The sequence below is a fragment of the Methylobacterium sp. Leaf111 genome (assembly GCF_001423285.1).
GTDB lineage: Bacteria > Pseudomonadota > Alphaproteobacteria > Rhizobiales > Beijerinckiaceae > Methylobacterium.
Map to the genome: position 1 here is coordinate 571,108 of NZ_LMNE01000001.1, position 16,082 is coordinate 587,189.

Consider the following 16,082-nt stretch of genomic DNA (forward strand, 5'->3'; position numbering starts at 1 on the left):
CCCCCCAGACCCCACAGTTCCGGAGAGACGCCATGGACTACCGCCGCACCGCTCTCCGTCTGGGGACCGGCCTCGTCGTGGGATTGGCCGCCCCGGGCGTCTCGATCCATGGCGCCTCGGCCCAGGATGCCGAGCTGATCAAGCGCGGCGAGTACCTGGCGACCGCCGGAGACTGCGTCGCCTGCCACACGGCACCGGACGGGAAGCCCTTCGCCGGCAACTACGTGCTCAACACGCCGATCGGGAAGATCCGCACGCCGAACCTGACCCCGGACCCGGAGACCGGCCTCGGCCGGTGGAGCGCGGACGACTTCTACCGCGCCTTCCACGAGGGCATCACCAAGGACGGCTCCTACCTCTACCCGGCCTTTCCCTTCGCCTGGTACACGAAGGTCACCCGCGCCGATTCCGATGCGATCTTCGCCTATCTGAAGTCGCTGCCGGCGGTGCACGAGCCGCGCAAGCCCTCCGAGATTCCCTTCCCCTTCAACATCCGCACGGCACTCATCACCTGGCGCACCGCCTTCTTCACGGCCGGCGAATTCCAGCCGGACCCGCAGGCGAGCGCCGAGGTCAACCGCGGCGGCTACCTCGTCGAAGGGCTCGGGCATTGCGGCATGTGTCACAACGCCAACAAGATCGTCGGGAACAGCGGCCTGGCCGGCAAGCTCGGCGGCGGCGTCATCGACGGCTGGTACGCCCCCAACATCACCCCCGACGACCATACCGGCATCGGTGGCTGGAGCGACGACCAGGTCGTGACCTACCTGAAGACCGGCGCCGCCCCGGGGAACCAGCCAGGCGTCGCGGCGGGCCCGATGCGCCAGACCATCCAGGAATCCCTGTCGAAGATGACCGATGCGGACCTGAAGGCGATGGTGGCCTACCTGCGCACGCAGAAGGCCAAGGAGAGCTACAAGGTCAAGGACATCCAGGCCTTCAACCAAGCCGACGCCCCCGGTGCGGCGACCTATCTCAGCTACTGCTCCTCCTGCCACAAGCCGGACGGGAAGGGCGTCGAGGGGGCGATCCCGGCGCTCGCCGGCAACACCTCGGTGCAGGCGCAAGGCCCCGAGACGGTGATCCGCGTCATCCTCGGCGGCCTCTCGGCCCAGAACGGCTACGCGCCGATGCCCGCCATCGGCGCGGGCATGACCGACCAGGAGGTGGCCGACGTCACCGACTACGTCCGCAATGCCTGGGGCAATGCCGCCCCGGTGATCAGCGAGCGCGGCGTCGTCGCCACGGCGCGCAAGGTGACCGAGACGATGCTGGCCGGCACCGCGCCCTGCGCGGAGATCGCCCAGCCGGAGATCGCCAAGGCGGTGGCCGAGTCGGGGGCCGCCCAGAGCCTCGCGGGCCTCGCCCCCGAGAACTTCATCCCGATCCTCAACGCGCTCTTACCGAAGATCAAGGCCGCCGTCCCGGACGCCAAGGGCGACGACATCGTCAACGGGCTGACGACAGCCTTCTGCAAGGCCGGACGGAACGACACGCGCTACGACAAGGCCGGATGGCATGCGGTGATCGGCAGCTTCGCCAGCGTGACCTATGCCCAGCTCAAGAATCCCGAGCTGAAGGCCTCGACCATGGGTTCGACGCCCACGCCCTGACGGGATCGCCTCGAACGGGGCGGGTCGCGAAGACGGTGGACCCTGCGCCGCGGATCCTGCCGCGACGGGCCGCCCGGCATGGGCTCCGCTCCTGCGCCGGTGATGCGCCTCCCTAGCTCGCCATGGTGACGACGAGCGGGCCGTTGCGGGTTGCGACGACCGTGTGCTCGTACTGGACCGTGGGCGCCTGCGGCCGGCTGTAGAGGGTCCAGGGATCGTCCCCGTCCTCGGCGAATTCGGCCCCGAGGGAGAGGAATGGTTCGACGGTGAAGACCAGGCCCTCCGTCGCGACCCGGCGCTCGGAGGCGTCGGGCCAGGTGGCGATCTCGGTGGGCTCCTCGTGGAGGGAGTGGCCGACCCCGTGGCTCGCCAGGTTGCGCACCAGCGTGTAGCCGTTCCGGCGCGCGAAGGCGCCGACCGCCTGGCCGATGGCGGCGATCGGCTTGCCGGTGCCGACCTGGCGCAGGCCGGTCCACATCGCCCGGCGGCCATCCTTGCACAGCCGCTCCACCGCGCGGGTCACGGGCGGCACGGGGAACGAGGCGCCGGTATCGGCGAAGTAGCCGTCCTTCGCCGCGGAGACGTCGATGTTGACGAGGTCGCCCGGAGCGATCCGGCGGTCCCCCGGGATGCCGTGGGCGACCTCTTCGTTGACGCTGATGCAGGTGGCCCCGGGAAAGCCGTAGGCCAATTCCGGCGCCGGCTGGGCGCCGGCCGCCTCCAGGAGCCGGCGTCCGATCCGGTCCAGCTCAGCCGTCGTCATCCCGGGCTCGATGGCCTTCCCCATCGCGTCCAGCGTCTGGGCAACGATGCGCCCGATCCGCTTCAGCGCCGCCAAGTCGTCGTCGCTCGATACCGTCATGTCGCTGTCCCTCGGGGCCGCCCGAATGGCCGGCCGCGCGCATCGCCGCTCGTCGCGGCATTCCCATAGCGGATCGTCGGCCCCGGGACGACGGCGGCTCCCGCATGGCGGCCCTCGACGGTCGCGGGGCGATGCCCCGGCTTGCGGATCGCACCGGATCGCGTCACCAGCACCGGGATGGCCCAAACCCGCTCCCCCGACGCCGTTTCGGACCTGCCGATCGAGGACGCCCTCCCGGCCTTGCGCGACGCCCTCGTCGGAGGGCCGGCCGCGGTGCTAGTGGCACCGCCCGGCGCGGGCAAGACCACCCGGGTGCCGCTGGCCCTCCTCGACGCGCCCTGGTTGCGGCCCACCGACAAGATCATCCTGCTGGAGCCGCGCCGCCTCGCCGCCCGCGGGGCCGCCGAGCGCATGGCCGCTACGCTGGGCGAGCGCGTCGGCGACACGGTCGGCCTGCGGGTCCGGCTCGGCTCGAAGATCTCCGGCCGTACCCGGATCGAGGTCGTCACCGAGGGCGTCTTCACCCGCATGATCCTCGACGACCCGGAACTCACCGGCGTGGGCGCCGTCCTGTTCGACGAGTTCCACGAGCGCTCCCTCGACGCGGATCTCGGCCTCGCCCTGGCCCTCGATACGCAAGGAGCACTGCGCGAGGACCTGCGGATCCTCGTCATGTCGGCGACCCTCGACGGCGCACGGGTCGCCGGCCTACTCGGCACGGCGCCGGTGATCGAATCGGAGGGGCGCGCCTACCCGGTGGAGACGCGCTACTGGGACCGCGACCCGAACCGGCGCATCGAGGAGGTCATGGCCGAGGCCATCCTGCGGGCCCTGCGCGCCGATCCGGGCTCGGTCCTGGCCTTCCTGCCGGGCCAGGGCGAGATCCGCCGGGTCGCGACGCTGCTGGCCGACAAGGTCGACGCCGTCACCGAGATCGCGCCGCTCTACGGGGCGCTGACGCCCGCCGAGCAGGACCGCGCCGTGGCGCTTGCGCCGCCGGGCCGGCGCAAGGTGGTGCTCGCGACCAGCATCGCCGAGACCTCGCTGACCATCCAGGGCGTGCGCATCGTCGTCGATTCCGGACTGTCGCGCGTGCCCGTCTACGAGCCCGGCCTCGGGCTGACCCGCCTCGTCACCGCGCGGGCCTCGCGGGCCTCCGTGGACCAGCGCCGGGGACGCGCCGGGCGCACCGAACCGGGCATCTGCCACCGCCTCTGGGCGGAGGCCGCCACCAACGCCCTCGAGCCCTTCACCCGCCCGGAGATCCTCGCCGCCGACCTCTCGGGCCTGGTGCTCGACTGCGCCGCCTGGGGCGTTTCCGATCCCGCGACCCTCGCCTTCCTCGACCCACCGCCCGCGCCCGCCCTGACCGAGGCGCGGGCGATGCTGCGCGACCTCGGAGCGATCAAGGGCGAAGGGCGGCTCACGGAGACCGGCCGGGCCCTGCGTGCCCTGCCCCTGCCGCCGCGCCTCGCCCGCATGGTTGTCGGCGCGGCCGGATACGGCACAGCCCGCGCGGCGGCGGATCTCGCGGCGGTACTGGTCGAGCGCGGCCTCGGCGGGGACGACACCGACGTGACCCATCGGGCCGAGCGCTTCGCCCGCGATCGCGGCCAGCGGGCCGGCGACATGCGCCGCCTCGCCCAGGGCTGGGCCCGGCAGGCGGAGGGCTTCGCCGGCAAAGCCGTCGGCGCACCGGCCGGGCTCGACATGGGCGAAGCCGGGCCGCTCCTCGCACTGGCCTATCCCGACCGCGTCGCCCGCGCCCGGGGCCGCGACGGCGAGTTCGTGATGGCCAATGGCCGGGCCGGACGCGTCGATGCGGCCTCGGCCCTGGCCCGGGCGCCGTTCCTCGTCGTCGCCGAGCTCACCGGCAGCGCCGCCCAGGGGCGCATCCTGTCGGCGGCCCCGATCACCCTGGAGGCGATCGAGGCGTTGTTCGGACCGGTGATCGAGGCAGCGACGCAGATCGCCTTCGATCGGAGCGCCCGCGCCCTGCGGGCCCGCTCCCTGCGGCGCCTCGGAGCGCTTACCCTGGGGGAGCGCACCCTGCCCGTCCCGGCCGACCTCGCCTCGGCGGAGATCCTAGCGCGGGGCGTCGGCGAGATCGGTCTCCAGGCCCTGCCGTGGACGCCCGCGCTGACGCAGTGGCGCGCCCGCCTGCAGTTCCTGCGCACGGCCGATCCCGAGACCTGGCCCGACCTGTCCGACGCCCACCTCGTGTCCACGATCGAGGCCTGGCTGGCGCCCGAGATCGTCGGGCGCACCAGCCTCGATGCGATCGGTGCCGACGACCTGGCCCGCGCCCTCCAGGCGCTCCTGCCCTGGTCCCTGCGCGCCCGGCTCGATGCGGAAGCCCCGACACACGTCGAGGTACCCACCGGCTCGCGCATCGCCCTCGATTACGAGGCCGAGGGCGGGCCGGTGCTCGCCGTCCGGGTGCAGGAGCTGTTCGGGCTCGAACGCCATCCGAGCATCGCCGGGGGACGCATCCCCCTGGTGCTGCACCTGCTCTCGCCGGCCTCGCGGCCGATCCAGATCACCCGCGACCTGCCGGGTTTCTGGCGCGGGTCGTGGAGCGCGGTGCGCTCGGAGATGCGCGGGCGCTATCCCCGCCATCCCTGGCCCGAGGACCCGATTGCCGAGCCGCCGACCCGGCGGGTGAAGCCGAGGGGCACGTGAGCGAACGCCTCCACTCCCCCCTCGCCCTCTACGATCCGCGCGGGCGGCTCGCGGTCTCAGCCTACCGGTACCTGCTGATCCGCGCGCTGCTCCTCGGCTCCGGGCTGCTCTGCCTCGGCATCTGGCTCGCGAGCCTCGGCCTGCGCTGGGTCGGGTTCCTCGCGGTTGCCGGGATCCTGCCGGTGATGGGGGCGACGGCGATCCAGACGGTCCGGCGCCTGCACGACCGGAACCGCAGCGGCGGCTGGCTCGGCCTGTATGTCCTGGCGGAAACCGTCGGCGTCCTGCCCCTGGAGCGGGCCGTCGACACCCATCCCCTCCCCGTCATCGCCCTCGTGTCGGCGATGCTCGGCGTCTTCGTCTGGTTCTTCGTCGAGACGGTGTTCCGGGCGGGGAGCCCCGGGACCAACCGGTACGGTCCGGTCCCCGCAGCGCGTTGAGCGGGTCAGGCCGCGCGCCGGGCGGCCAGGACAATGCGGGCGGCGCTCCGGCTCGGGGGCTCGTCGTCCGGCAGCCGCATCAGGCTGTCGATGCGCGCGAGGGCTTCCACCTGCGCCTCCCGCGCCGGCTCACCCGCGAGGAGCGGCGCCACCGCCTCGGCGAGGCGCGGGGCCGTGCACTCGGCCTGGATGAATTCCGGCATGGCATTCCGCCCGAGGATCAGGTTCGGCAGCACGATCGTGGGCACCTGGATGAGGCGGCGGGCCACCGCCTCCTCGATCCGCGAGACCTTGTAGGCGACCACCATCGGCACGCCGGCCAAGGCCAGTTCCAGGGTGACGGTGCCCGAGGCCGCCAGGGCCGCCCGGGCCCGGCGGAAGGTGGCGTGCTTGGCCGCCTCGCCGTGCACGAGGGTGACCGGGCTGTCCCACGACAGCGCGAGGCGCTCGATCAGGGCCCTGTGCCGGGTCACCGCCGGCAGCACCGCCTCGATCGGGCCGAAGCGCGCCGTGAGCCGCGCCAGGGTGGCGCCGAAGACCGGCATCAGCCGCTCGATCTCCGAGCGGCGCGAGCCCGGCAGGATCGCCAGGACCGGCTGCCCCGTCATCCGGGCCTCGGCCTCGACGGGGTCCGGCCGCAGCTCCCCGAGCCGCTCGATCAGCGGGTGGCCGACATAGGTGCAGGCGGGGCCGTGAAGGCGCCGGTGCGCCTCCGGCTCGAACGGCAGGAGGGCCAGGACGTGGTCGATGAAAGGGCGCATCTTCGCCGCCCGCCACGGACGCCAGGCCCAGACGCTCGGAGAGACGTAGTCGACGATGGGCAGGTCCGGAATCCGCTTGCGTACCCGCGAAGCGACCGCGTGGGTGAAGCCGGGGCTGTCGATGATGACGAGGACGTCCGGCCGGGCCTCGACGACGTCGCGCACGGTCTGGCGGATACGGCGCAGCAGGGTGCGCAGCCGGGCGGCCACCGGCAGGTAGCCCATCACCGCCACGTCATCGATGGGAAACAGCGAGGCGAAGCCCTCCGCCACCATGGCCTCGCCGCCGACGCCGCCGAAGCGGATCGGCCGGTCGGACAGCTCGCGCAGGCCGCGCATCAGCTTGGCCCCGAGCTGATCCCCGGAATCCTCGCCGGCCACCAGCCAGATCGTCCGCTCGCTGTGCGGTGCGTTCATGATCCCGATCCCGTTCCGGCCTCCGGGCCGCCCGCGTCGGCGCCGAGGCCGAGGAGAAAGAGGCCCGCCCGGTCCGCGGCCGCGATCGTGGCCGGACGGTCGATGATCAGGGTGAAGGCCGCCTGGATGGCGAGGCCGGCGCAGCCCGCCGCCGCCGCGTTCGCCACCGTGCGGGGGCCGATCGCCGGCAGGTCGACGCGCAGGTCCTGACCGATCTTGGCGCATTTCACCAGCACGGTGCCGGGCTGCGCGCTGCCGTAGCCGAAGGGGCGGCGTCCGAGCATCCGGGCCCGGGCCAGCATCCGGTCGGTCCCCTCCGGACCCTCGACGGCCAGGGCCCGCTGCCCGACGACGACGGAGGCCTGGCCGACATCGAAATCCGACAGGGCCGCCAGTAGGGCGCGGCCGGTGACGATGGACTCCCGCGCCGCGGCATCGGGCGCGTGCCGGCCGAGCAGGCCCTCGGGCGTGAGAAGATCCGGGGCGACCTCGTGGACGCCGACCACCCCGTGGCCGTGCTCTTCCAGGAGCGCCAGGGCGCCGCGCAGGAGGCGGTCGTCGCCCCCGCCGGAGATGGCCTTGAGGGCGTCGCGGTTGCGCAGGGCCGCGGCGGCGTTGAGGATCGCGGCCGGGTTCGGCCTGGACACGCCGCCGGCCGGCACCACGGTGACCGGCCCCCAGGCCTTGAGGATCGCCAGGATGCCGGCGATGTCAAGGAGGTCGACGGTGGCGTCCGCACGGGCGCGCATCGCCCGCTCGGCGAAGCCCCGGATGGCCAGGACGCGGAACGGCCGTCCGGCCCGGTCGAGGGAGGTGGCCACGAGTTCCGGCAGGCGGCCGGCGCCCGCCACCAGGACTAGCGCCGCCGGTGCGGGAGCGATGCGCACCACCGGCACCGGGTTCGCGCTCAAGCGGCGCCCGGCGTCTCGCGCGGGGTGCAGAGCGAACGCTTGCCGCCGGCGCGGATGAAGGCGACGATCTCGGCCACGGCGCGGTGGGTCTCGAACTCGGCGGCGACGTCCTCGAGCCGCTCCATCAGCGTGCCCTCGTTGGCGAAGAGCAGCCGATAGGCACGCCGCAGGGTGTGGATGTCCTCCCGGGCGAAGCCACGCCGCTGAAGGCCGATGATGTTGAGGCCCGATAAGTAGGCCCGGTTGCCCAGGGCCATCCCGTAGGGGATGCAGTCGTTCTCCAGTCCCGACAGGCCGCCGACGAAGGCGTGCGCCCCGACGCGCGCGAACTGGATCACGGCGGCACCGCCGCCGAGGATGGCGTAGTCGCCGACGCTGCAATGGCCGGCGAGCATGACGTTGTTCGAGAACACGACGCCGTCGCCGACCCGGCAATCGTGCCCGACATGCGAATTGGCGAGGAAGGTGCAGTGATCGCCGACCGTGGTCTCGAGCCCACCCCCGGCCGTGCCGGGATTCATGGTCACGCCCTCGCGGATCAGGCAATCGGCGCCGATCGTGAGGGTCGAGGCCTCGCCCTTGAACTTCAGGTCCTGCGGCGGATGGCCGATGGAGGCGAAGGGATAGAGCCGGGTCCGGGGGCCGATCGTGGTCTGGCCGGCCACCACGACGTGGCTGACCAGCTCGCAGCCCGCCCCGAGGGTCACGGCCGGGCCGACATGGCAGAACGGACCGATCCGGACGCCCTCGCCCAGGGTCGCGCCGTCCTCGACCACCGCGCTCGGGTGGATCTCCGCGGCGGCGCTCACTCCGTCACCAGCATCGCGCCGATCTCGGCCTCGGCGACGAGGACGCCGTCGACCCGCGCCTCGCCCCGGAACCACCACATGGTCCGCCGGTGGTTCGTCTTGGTCATGTGGTAGCGCACGGTGTCGCCAGGCACGACGGGCTTGCGGAACTTGCACTTGTCGATGGTCATGAAGAACACCTGCTTGGTGCGCAGCTCGTCGCTCATGATGTGGCGGCAGCAGATGGCGCCCGCGGTCTGGGCCATGCCCTCGATCAGCAGGACGCCGGGAAACACCGGCAGGCCGGGGAAATGCCCGGTGAATTGCGGCTCGTTGATCGTGACGTTCTTGATCCCGACGCAGCTCCGGTCGCCGTCGATCTCGACGATCCGGTCGATCATCAGGAAGGGATAGCGGTGCGGCAGGAGTTCCAGAACCGTCTGGATGTCAGCCGAGCCGAGTTCACGCGGCATGTCGCTCATCGATTGCAATACCCTGCTGCGCGTCGGCGCCTCCGCCGCCCGCCTTTTTCCCGTGTGTCGCCAGACCTGGAGGATGCGCCTTCATTCGGCAGAAGCCCGGCGGATGCAAGCCCTCGGCGACGAATGCGGCGGCAACATGCCGTTCCCGCTCCCGGATGGACGCGGCCGCGCCTCACGCCTTCGGGTCGTCTCCGCCGGTGGACCGCTCGGCCAGGCGCGCCAGCGTGGTCAATTCGCGGAACCAGGCCCTCACGGGCTTGGCCGGGGTCCCGCCCCATCGGCTGCCGGGGGGGACGTCGCGGTTCACGTTCGACGACCCCGCGATCTGGGAGCCCATGCCGATCCGCAGGTGGCCGACGACGCCGACCTGACCACCCAGGACGACGTAGTCCTCGAGGGTGGTGGAGCCGGAGATCCCGACTCCCGAAACGATCACGCAGTGGCGTCCGACGACGACGTTGTGGGCGATCTGCACGAGGTTATCGATCTTGGTGCCCTCACCGATGATGGTGTCGCGGCTGGCGCCACGATCGATCGTGGTGTTGGCGCCGATCTCGACATCGTCCTGAACGATGACCCGGCCGATCTGGGGCACCTTCAGGTGCCCGCCGGGGCCCATGGCGAAACCGAAACCGTCCTGCCCGAGGCGGGCGCCCGGATGGATGATGACCCGGTTGCCCAGGAGGGCGTGGGTCAGGGTGGCCCCGGCCCCGATCGCGCAGTCGCGCCCGATCCGGACGCGGGGGCCGATGCTGGCATTCGGCCCGATGACGGTGCCGGAGCCGATCTCGGCACCAGGGCCGACGACGGCCCCCGGATCGACCCGCACGCCGGGTTCGAGGCGGGCCTCGGGATGGATGTGCGCGCCCGGGGCGACGCCGGTGGAGCCGAAGAGCGAGGCGGGCCGCATCGCCTCCGGATGAAGCCGGGCCAGCAGGCCGGCATAGATCCGGTAGGGATCCCGCAGGACGAGGGCCACGGTCTCGGCCGGGACGCGCGGGGCGAACCGGGGCGACACGAGGCAGAGCCCCGCCCGGGTCGCCGCGAGGGCGTCGCCGTAGCGGGCGTTGTCCATGTAGGCGACGTCGGCCGGCGTGGCGGATTCCAGCGGCGCGGCGCCGGTGATCACGCCCTCGGGGTTCGCCCCCTCGGGAAGCGAAACGCCAGCAGCCTCGGCGATGGCGCCGAGGCTGAGGGTGGTGGTCGCGGAGAAGAAGATCGGATCTGACATGCCGTCACAACGCGCTGCCTCCCCGAAAGGAGGCAGCGCTCCGGGTCAGAACCGCGAGCCGCCGGAGAACCGGAAGGCCTGGAGCTGATCCTTGCCGACGCGGCCGAGGTAGTTGCCGGTCGCATCGTAGGCCTTCACACCTTCATCCTTCGAGAGGGCGTAGGCGTAGTCGAAGCGGATCGGACCCAGCGGCGAGTTCCAGAGGATCGATGCGCCGACCGAGGAGCGGATCGTCATCTTGTCGCGCACGTTCACGCATTCGGGTTCGACGCCGATGGTGTTCTGGTTGAAGTTACAGGCGCCGCCCGGAGCGATACCGTTGATGAAGGCATCGCCGTTCACGTTGAACTGCGTCCGGCCGTTATAGCCGAACAGCGTACCGGCATCGGCGAACACCGCGCCCTTCAGGCCGAGATCGCGCGGCACGCCGGGAAGCGGGAACTGAACTTCGACCGTACCGCCGAAGTAGGTCGAGCCGCCGATGGCGTTCGAGCGGCTGTCGCTGATGCCGACGTCGCGCGGGCCGATGCCGTTGGGCGCGAAGCCGCGGACCAGCGACGGTCCGAGGAAGAACTGGTCGGTGATGCGAAGGGGCTGGTCGTTCAGCGCCGTGATGTGGCCGCCCTGGAAGCGGACGAAGCCGACCACGTCCTCGTAGAGTTCCTTGTAGTACCGGGCGTCGCCGGTCACGCGGAAGAACTTCGAGTCGCCGCCCAGGCCCGCGACGTCGGGCTTCAGCTCGGCATAGAGACCGTTCCGGGGCGAGCCCAGGTTGTCGAGGGTCGAGTAGGCCAGCGTCAGGCCGGCGAGCGAGGTCAGCGTGCTGCCCTGCGAACCCTTGAGCGCGATCGAGGCCTCGCCGTCAAGGGCACAGTTCGGGTAGATCGCCTGACCACCGACGTTTCGCACCGGGTCACCCGGGTTCAGACCCGGAAGCGTCGTGTTCGCGGCGTAGGTCGCAGTGTAGCCGGAGATCGGGTTCGAACAGTCGTTGTACGGCCGCTTGACCGTGTTCGGGACCTTCAGCTCGGTGTTGTAGAGCGAGTAGCGCAGCGTGATGCCGAACTCTTCGGTGATCGGCAGGCCGACGCGGAGCTGGCCACCATAGACCGTGGTCTCGTAGCGCGAGTAGCGGGTCTGGTCGCTGTACTTGTAGAAGGCGTCGAAGCCGGCGGCGAGGCGGTAGCCGAGGAAGTACGGCTCGGTGAACGAGAAGTCGAAGCCGCGCGAGTACTGGCCACCGGTACCGGCCACGCGGACGTACTGGCCGCGTCCGAGGAAGTTCGACTCCGAGATCGAGACCTCGCCGATGATGCCGTCCTGGGTGGAGTAGCCGCCCGCCACCGAGAACGAGCCCGTGGGCTGATCCTCGACGTCGATGTTGATGATCACGCGGTCGGCCGAGGAGCCCGGCTCGTTGGAGAAGCGCACCTTCTTGAAGAAGCCGAGGCCGTTCAGGCGCCGCTCGGCCCGGTCGGTCAGCACCCGGTTGTAGGCATCGCCCTCGGTGATATCGAGCTCGCGCCGGATGACGTAGTCGCGGGTGCGGGTGTTGCCGCGGATGTTGATGCGCTCGACGTAGACGCGCGGACCGTCCTCGACCACGAAGCCCAGGGCCACGGTGTGGGTGGCGCGGTCGCGCTGGCCGGTGGGACGTACCTGAGCGAAGGGGTATCCCTGGCGCCCGACCTGGTTGGTCACGCCGTTAAGGGTCCGCTCCACGTCCTCGGCGTTGTAGACGTCGCCAACCTGGGCGCGGATCTCGCCGTCGAGGGTCTGGGTGTCGAGGCCCGGCAGGCGGGAATCGATCGCCACCGCGCCGACGCGGTACTGCTCGCCCTCATCGACGGTGACGGTGACGACCCAGCCGGCATCGCCCTCGCCCTCGACGTAGCGGGCATCGGCGTTGACGACGCGGAAGTCGGCGTAGCCGTTCTTCAGGTAGTAGCGCCGGACGATGTCGAGGTCGTTGGTGATGCGATCCGGGTCGTAGACGTCGGACGTCTTGATGAAGCTGAGGAAGTTCATCTCCGAAGAGGACATCAGCTCGCGCAGCTTGGACGACGAGTAGGCGCTGTTGCCCACGAAGTTGATCGCCTTGATGCCGGTCTTGTCGCCTTCCTCGATCACGTAGATCACGTCGAGGCGGCCGTTCGGCAGGTCCACCGTCCGGTAGGTCACCTTCGCCGTCCCGCGGCCCGCGCGGCGGTAGACTTCCTTGATGCGCTGGATGTCGGCCTGGACCACGGCCTCGCTGAAGGCGCCGCGCGCCTTGGCCTCGACCTCGCCCTCGAGGGTGGCCTTCTCGATCTTCTTGTTGCCCTCGAACACCACCCGGTTGATCAGGTTGTTCTCGCGGACGCTGACGACGGTGCTGGCGCCGCTGCGGGAGACCTTCACGTCGGAGAACATGCCGCTCGCCAGCAGGTTGCGGCGGGCTTCCTCGGGCGAGCCGGAGGCGGTGCCGGTCACGTAGGACCGGATGGTGTCGGCATCGACACGCTTGTTACCCTGGACGACGATCTGCTGCGCCTGAGCGGTTCCACCGAGAACAAGGCCAGCGGCCGCCGCGGCGACTAGGACGATGGTCTGTTCCGCCGACTTACGCCGGCGCTTCCCCGTCATCGACATCATGTAATCGCCCGTCTCTTTATATCTTCAGCGCGAGTTTGCACCCGCAATCAGGCGTCCGTTTTCCGGGCGTCCTGACATCTGGTCCCAAGCTCAGCTTCTATCGGGATTCCGGCGTTAAGCAAACGCCGGGGGGTCCTGCACACCGGGGATTTTGGGGAGACGTGGCCTTCCGGTCACTTAACGCCCCGGCCCGATCGTCGAACAGGGTCAACAAACGGTTGCGCGCGAAACCCGGAGGTTCCGCGCGCGCGACGGATTGTGGTTAAGATCGAGGCGGTTGCGTGTCCCGTAGCGGGACCGGAGCGCGAACGCCGAACGGTCGCGCCCAGGCGTGTTCAGGTTCCGCGTGCGCCCCAGGACGCGCCGAGGTTGAGAATGTCGTTCCAGGCGGCGAACAGCATTAGGAACAGCACGAGGGCGAGGCCGATGCGGAAACCGATCTCCTGGGCCCGCTCGCTCAGCGGCCGGCCGCGGACGGCCTCGAAGGCGTAGAACAGCAGGTGGCCCCCATCGAGCAGGGGCACGGGGAAGAGGTTGAGGAGGCCGATCGAGACCGAGAGCAGCGCGATCAGCCCGATCAGGCCCCCGAGGCCGCCGCTCTGGGCCACGGCACCCGACACGCGGGCGATCCCGATCGGTCCGGAGAGCTGATCGGGGGATTCCCGGCCGGTGACCAGCTTGCCGATGTAGTCGATCGTCCGGTCGACCACGAAGTAGGTCTCGTAGGTCCCGAGGCCGAGGGACTGGACCGGGCCGTAATGCACGAGCTTCGCCTCGCTCGCCTTCGGACCCTGGATCCCGAGCCGGCCGAAGCGGTGACGACCGAACGGCGTCACATCCTCCTTGCGCTCGGGCACGGCCACGAGCTCGCGGGTCTCGCCGCCGCGCTCGACCGTGAAGGTCAGGCTGGAGCCGGCCGCCCCCGAAACCGTCCGCTGCATGTCGGTGAAGCTGTTGACCCGCGATCCGCCGATGGCGCGGATCACGTCGCCGGGCTCGAAGCCGGCCCGGGCGGCGGCACTGTCGGGCATCACGGCCTCGACGCGGGCCGGCGTCTCGTAACGCCCTCCGAAATAGATGGCGCCGGAGAACAGCGCGATGGCGAGGATGAAGTTGGCGATCGGTCCCGCGGCCACGATGGCGGCGCGCTTCGGCAGGGGCTGCGTCGGGAAGCTGGTGGCCCGCTCCTGTGGGGACATGCGGGCCAGGGCCTCGGGATCCGGAACGCTGGCACCGTTGGCGTCGCCGTGGAACTTCACGTAGCCGCCGAGGGGGATCGCCGAGAGCTTCCAGCGCGTCCCATGCCGGTCGTTGAAGCCGAATAGTTCCGGTCCGAAGCCGAGGGAGAAGGCGTGAACGCCGACCCCGCACCAACGCCCCACCAGGAAATGTCCCATCTCGTGCACGAACACGACGATGCTCAGCACGATCAGGAAGGGGATCACGGCGCCGAAGAAGCCGCTCGCCGTGCCGCCCATGGCGTTCAGAAAGTCCATTGGTCGATCCTCTCGGCCTCCCCCGGGGCCGTCGCTCCGCTGTAGCAGATCGGATGCGTCGAACGCGAACGCAAACCTTTTGGCCGGGGTTTGCGGTCGCAGGGGCGCATCGCGCGGCGCTGTCCCCGCATTCCCGGGGTCAGGGTAAAGAACCGCGCCGGCTTCGACTGCGCGCTCGACGTCCTCAGTGCCCGCCGCCGCCGGCCGCCGCACGGGGCCGCCGGATGAAGGGCACGGCGCAGGCCATGGCCACGAACAGGACGGTCAGAACCAGGAAGACGTCGGTGAATCCCATCACCAGACCTTGGACCCGCACGGTGTTCATCATGGCCTTCAGCGCCATCGCGTCGGCATCGCCGCCGAGCATCTCGAACTGCCGGCGGGTCATGTCCAGGCGCTCCAGCACGGCGGTGTTGGTCCAGGTGAAGCGCTCGTGCAGGCGGGCGAGGTGAAGGTCCCAGCGGTCGTTCAGGATGGTGTTGATCAGCGCGAGCCCGACGGCCCCGCCGAGGTTGCGGGTGAGGTTGTAGAGGCCCGAGGCATTCTTCATGCGCGCCGGCGGCAGGGTGCCGAGGGCGATGTTGTTGATCGGGATCATGCACAGCATCAGCGAACAGCCCCGCAGGATCTGCGGCACCAGGAGTTCCCAGAAGTCCCAGTCCTTGGTCAGGCCCGTGACCATCCAGGTGCCGGTGGCGAACCCGAGGAAGCCGAGCGCCATCATCAGGCGCGGGTCGACCTTGCCCGAGAAGCGCCCGGCGATCGGCGCGGTGGCGAACATGCAGAGGCCCGAGACGAACATCGTCTCGCCGATCTGGAGCGCCGAGTAACCGCGCACGCGCCCGAGATAGACCGGGTAGAGGTAGGTCAGGCCGTAGAGGCCGATGCCCAGGACGAAGCTGAAGAGGCAGCCGGCCGTGAAGTTGCGGTCGGAGAAGGCGCGCAGGTCGACGATGGGCTCGGCGGCCGTGAAGGCCCGCCAAAAGAAGGCGGGTCCGGCGGTCAGGCACACCACCGCGCAGGCGAAGACCGCCTCGTCGGCGAGCCAGTCGTGGTTCGGACCTTCTTCCAGCACGTATTCGAGGCAGCCGAGCATCAGCGCCATGAACACGAGGCCGAACCAGTCGAAGCGCTTGAACAGGGCCAGGTTCGGCTCGTCGAAATCGACCAGCAGGTAGGTCGACACCGTCACGAAGATCCCCGGCACGACGTTGACGAGGAACAGCCAGTGCCAGTCGAACAGGTCGGTGAGGTAACCGCCGACGGTCGGCCCGATGGTGGGCGCGAGCGTCGCCACGAGGCCGATCATCGGCGAGACGATGGAGCGCTTCGAGGGCGGGAAGATCGTGAAGGCGGAGGCGAAGACCGTGGGGATCATACCGCCGCCGATGAAGCCCTGCGCGGCCCGCCAGACGATCATCTCGTCGATCGAGGTGGAGGTGGCGCACATCAGGCTCATCAGCGTGAAGCCGCCGGCCGAGATCACGAACATCCAGCGCGTCGAGACGACCCGCGACAGGAAGCCGGAGAGCGGGATCGAGATCACCTCGGCGATGAGGTAGCTGGTCTGGACCCAGGGGATCTCGTCGCCCGAGGCCGACAGACCCGCCTGGATCTCGGCGAGCGACGCCGAGACGATCTGGATGTCCAGGATCGCCATGAACATCCCGAACACCATGCAGACGAACGCCACCATCCGGCGGCGGTCGAGCGGCGGCTCGGCGGCCGGTGCGGCCGGTCCCAGGGTGGCGGTCGCGGCCATCGC

The 16,082-nt window shown here is 70.6% G+C and carries 12 protein-coding genes; 3 read left to right on the forward strand and 9 right to left on the reverse strand.

Annotation, left to right across the window (positions count from 1 at the left end; genetic code table 11):
- The first annotated feature begins 32 nt into the window (after positions 1 to 32).
- The gene (locus tag ASF41_RS02500) at positions 33 to 1,613 is read left to right on the forward strand and encodes a cytochrome c (protein WP_056490541.1); all 1,581 of its coding nucleotides are present in this window, start codon (positions 33 to 35) and stop codon (positions 1,611 to 1,613) included.
- A gap of 112 nt (positions 1,614 to 1,725) precedes the next feature.
- Here the strand turns inward: ASF41_RS02500 and map are convergent, their stop codons facing one another.
- Positions 1,726 to 2,475 carry a type I methionyl aminopeptidase gene (gene map / locus ASF41_RS02505; protein WP_056490546.1) on the reverse strand — a complete coding sequence of 250 codons (750 nt, stop codon included), beginning with the start codon at positions 2,473 to 2,475 and terminating at the stop codon, positions 1,726 to 1,728.
- Between the two features lie 177 nt (positions 2,476 to 2,652).
- Between map and hrpB the strand changes: the two genes are divergently transcribed.
- Together hrpB and ASF41_RS02515 are read left to right on the forward strand one after the other, a co-directional pair.
- Positions 2,653 to 5,157 carry an ATP-dependent helicase HrpB gene (hrpB, locus tag ASF41_RS02510; RefSeq protein WP_056490549.1) on the forward strand — a complete coding sequence of 835 codons (2,505 nt, stop codon included), beginning with the start codon at positions 2,653 to 2,655 and terminating at the stop codon, positions 5,155 to 5,157.
- A complete protein-coding gene (locus ASF41_RS02515) occupies positions 5,154 to 5,597 on the forward strand; it encodes a DUF805 domain-containing protein (protein WP_056490552.1) in 444 nt (147 codons plus the stop codon). Before hrpB ends, ASF41_RS02515 begins: the two co-directional genes overlap by 4 nt.
- Before the next feature lie 5 nt (positions 5,598 to 5,602).
- Here the strand turns inward: ASF41_RS02515 and lpxB are convergent, their stop codons facing one another.
- From lpxB to ASF41_RS02555, 8 genes are all read right to left on the reverse strand, one after another.
- A complete protein-coding gene (gene lpxB, locus ASF41_RS02520; RefSeq protein WP_056490556.1) occupies positions 5,603 to 6,775 on the reverse strand; it encodes a lipid-A-disaccharide synthase in 1,173 nt (390 codons plus the stop codon).
- A complete protein-coding gene (locus tag ASF41_RS02525) occupies positions 6,772 to 7,686 on the reverse strand; it encodes an LpxI family protein (RefSeq protein ID WP_082503939.1) in 915 nt (304 codons plus the stop codon). The genes lpxB and ASF41_RS02525 overlap by 4 nt, the downstream gene beginning before the upstream one ends.
- The gene (gene lpxA / locus ASF41_RS02530; protein WP_056353316.1) at positions 7,683 to 8,495 is read right to left on the reverse strand and encodes an acyl-ACP--UDP-N-acetylglucosamine O-acyltransferase; all 813 of its coding nucleotides are present in this window, start codon (positions 8,493 to 8,495) and stop codon (positions 7,683 to 7,685) included. The genes ASF41_RS02525 and lpxA overlap by 4 nt, the downstream gene beginning before the upstream one ends.
- Complete coding sequence (fabZ, locus tag ASF41_RS02535) at positions 8,492 to 8,947, reverse strand: 3-hydroxyacyl-ACP dehydratase FabZ (protein ID WP_407067255.1); 456 nt, start codon at positions 8,945 to 8,947, stop codon at positions 8,492 to 8,494. Before fabZ ends, lpxA begins: the two co-directional genes overlap by 4 nt.
- Positions 8,948 to 9,128: 181 nt before the next feature.
- Positions 9,129 to 10,187, reverse strand: a complete 1,059-nt coding sequence (lpxD, locus tag ASF41_RS02540) for a UDP-3-O-(3-hydroxymyristoyl)glucosamine N-acyltransferase (RefSeq protein WP_056490559.1) — start codon at positions 10,185 to 10,187, stop codon at positions 9,129 to 9,131.
- Between the two features lie 45 nt (positions 10,188 to 10,232).
- A complete protein-coding gene (gene bamA / locus ASF41_RS02545) occupies positions 10,233 to 12,821 on the reverse strand; it encodes an outer membrane protein assembly factor BamA (RefSeq protein WP_056490561.1) in 2,589 nt (862 codons plus the stop codon).
- A 335-nt stretch (positions 12,822 to 13,156) separates the two neighbouring features.
- On the reverse strand, positions 13,157 to 14,317 hold the full coding sequence (gene rseP / locus ASF41_RS02550; protein WP_056273249.1) for an RIP metalloprotease RseP: 1,161 nt from the start codon (positions 14,315 to 14,317) through the stop codon (positions 13,157 to 13,159).
- 184 nt (positions 14,318 to 14,501) lie between these two features.
- Positions 14,502 to 16,079: a DHA2 family efflux MFS transporter permease subunit gene (locus tag ASF41_RS02555; protein ID WP_056490564.1), complete on the reverse strand. Its 1,578-nt coding sequence runs from the start codon at positions 16,077 to 16,079 to the stop codon at positions 14,502 to 14,504.
- Between the last annotated feature and the right edge of the window lie 3 nt (positions 16,080 to 16,082).

Excerpts from the sequence above, each read along its gene's own strand:
- lpxB (WP_056490556.1), bottom strand. The coding sequence starts at position 6,775 with ATGAACGCACCGCACAGCGAGCGGACGATCTGGCTGGTGGCCGGCGAG.
- rseP (WP_056273249.1), bottom strand. The coding sequence starts at position 14,317 with ATGGACTTTCTGAACGCCATGGGCGGCACGGCGAGCGGCTTCTTCGGC.
- hrpB (WP_056490549.1), top strand. The coding sequence starts at position 2,653 with ATGGCCCAAACCCGCTCCCCCGACGCCGTTTCGGACCTGCCGATCGAG.
- ASF41_RS02500 (WP_056490541.1), top strand. The coding sequence starts at position 33 with ATGGACTACCGCCGCACCGCTCTCCGTCTGGGGACCGGCCTCGTCGTG.
- ASF41_RS02555 (WP_056490564.1), bottom strand. The coding sequence starts at position 16,079 with ATGGCCGCGACCGCCACCCTGGGACCGGCCGCACCGGCCGCCGAGCCG.
- lpxD (WP_056490559.1), bottom strand. The coding sequence starts at position 10,187 with ATGTCAGATCCGATCTTCTTCTCCGCGACCACCACCCTCAGCCTCGGC.
- bamA (WP_056490561.1), bottom strand. The coding sequence starts at position 12,821 with ATGATGTCGATGACGGGGAAGCGCCGGCGTAAGTCGGCGGAACAGACC.
- map (WP_056490546.1), bottom strand. The coding sequence starts at position 2,475 with ATGACGGTATCGAGCGACGACGACTTGGCGGCGCTGAAGCGGATCGGG.
- fabZ (WP_407067255.1), bottom strand. The coding sequence starts at position 8,947 with ATGCCGCGTGAACTCGGCTCGGCTGACATCCAGACGGTTCTGGAACTC.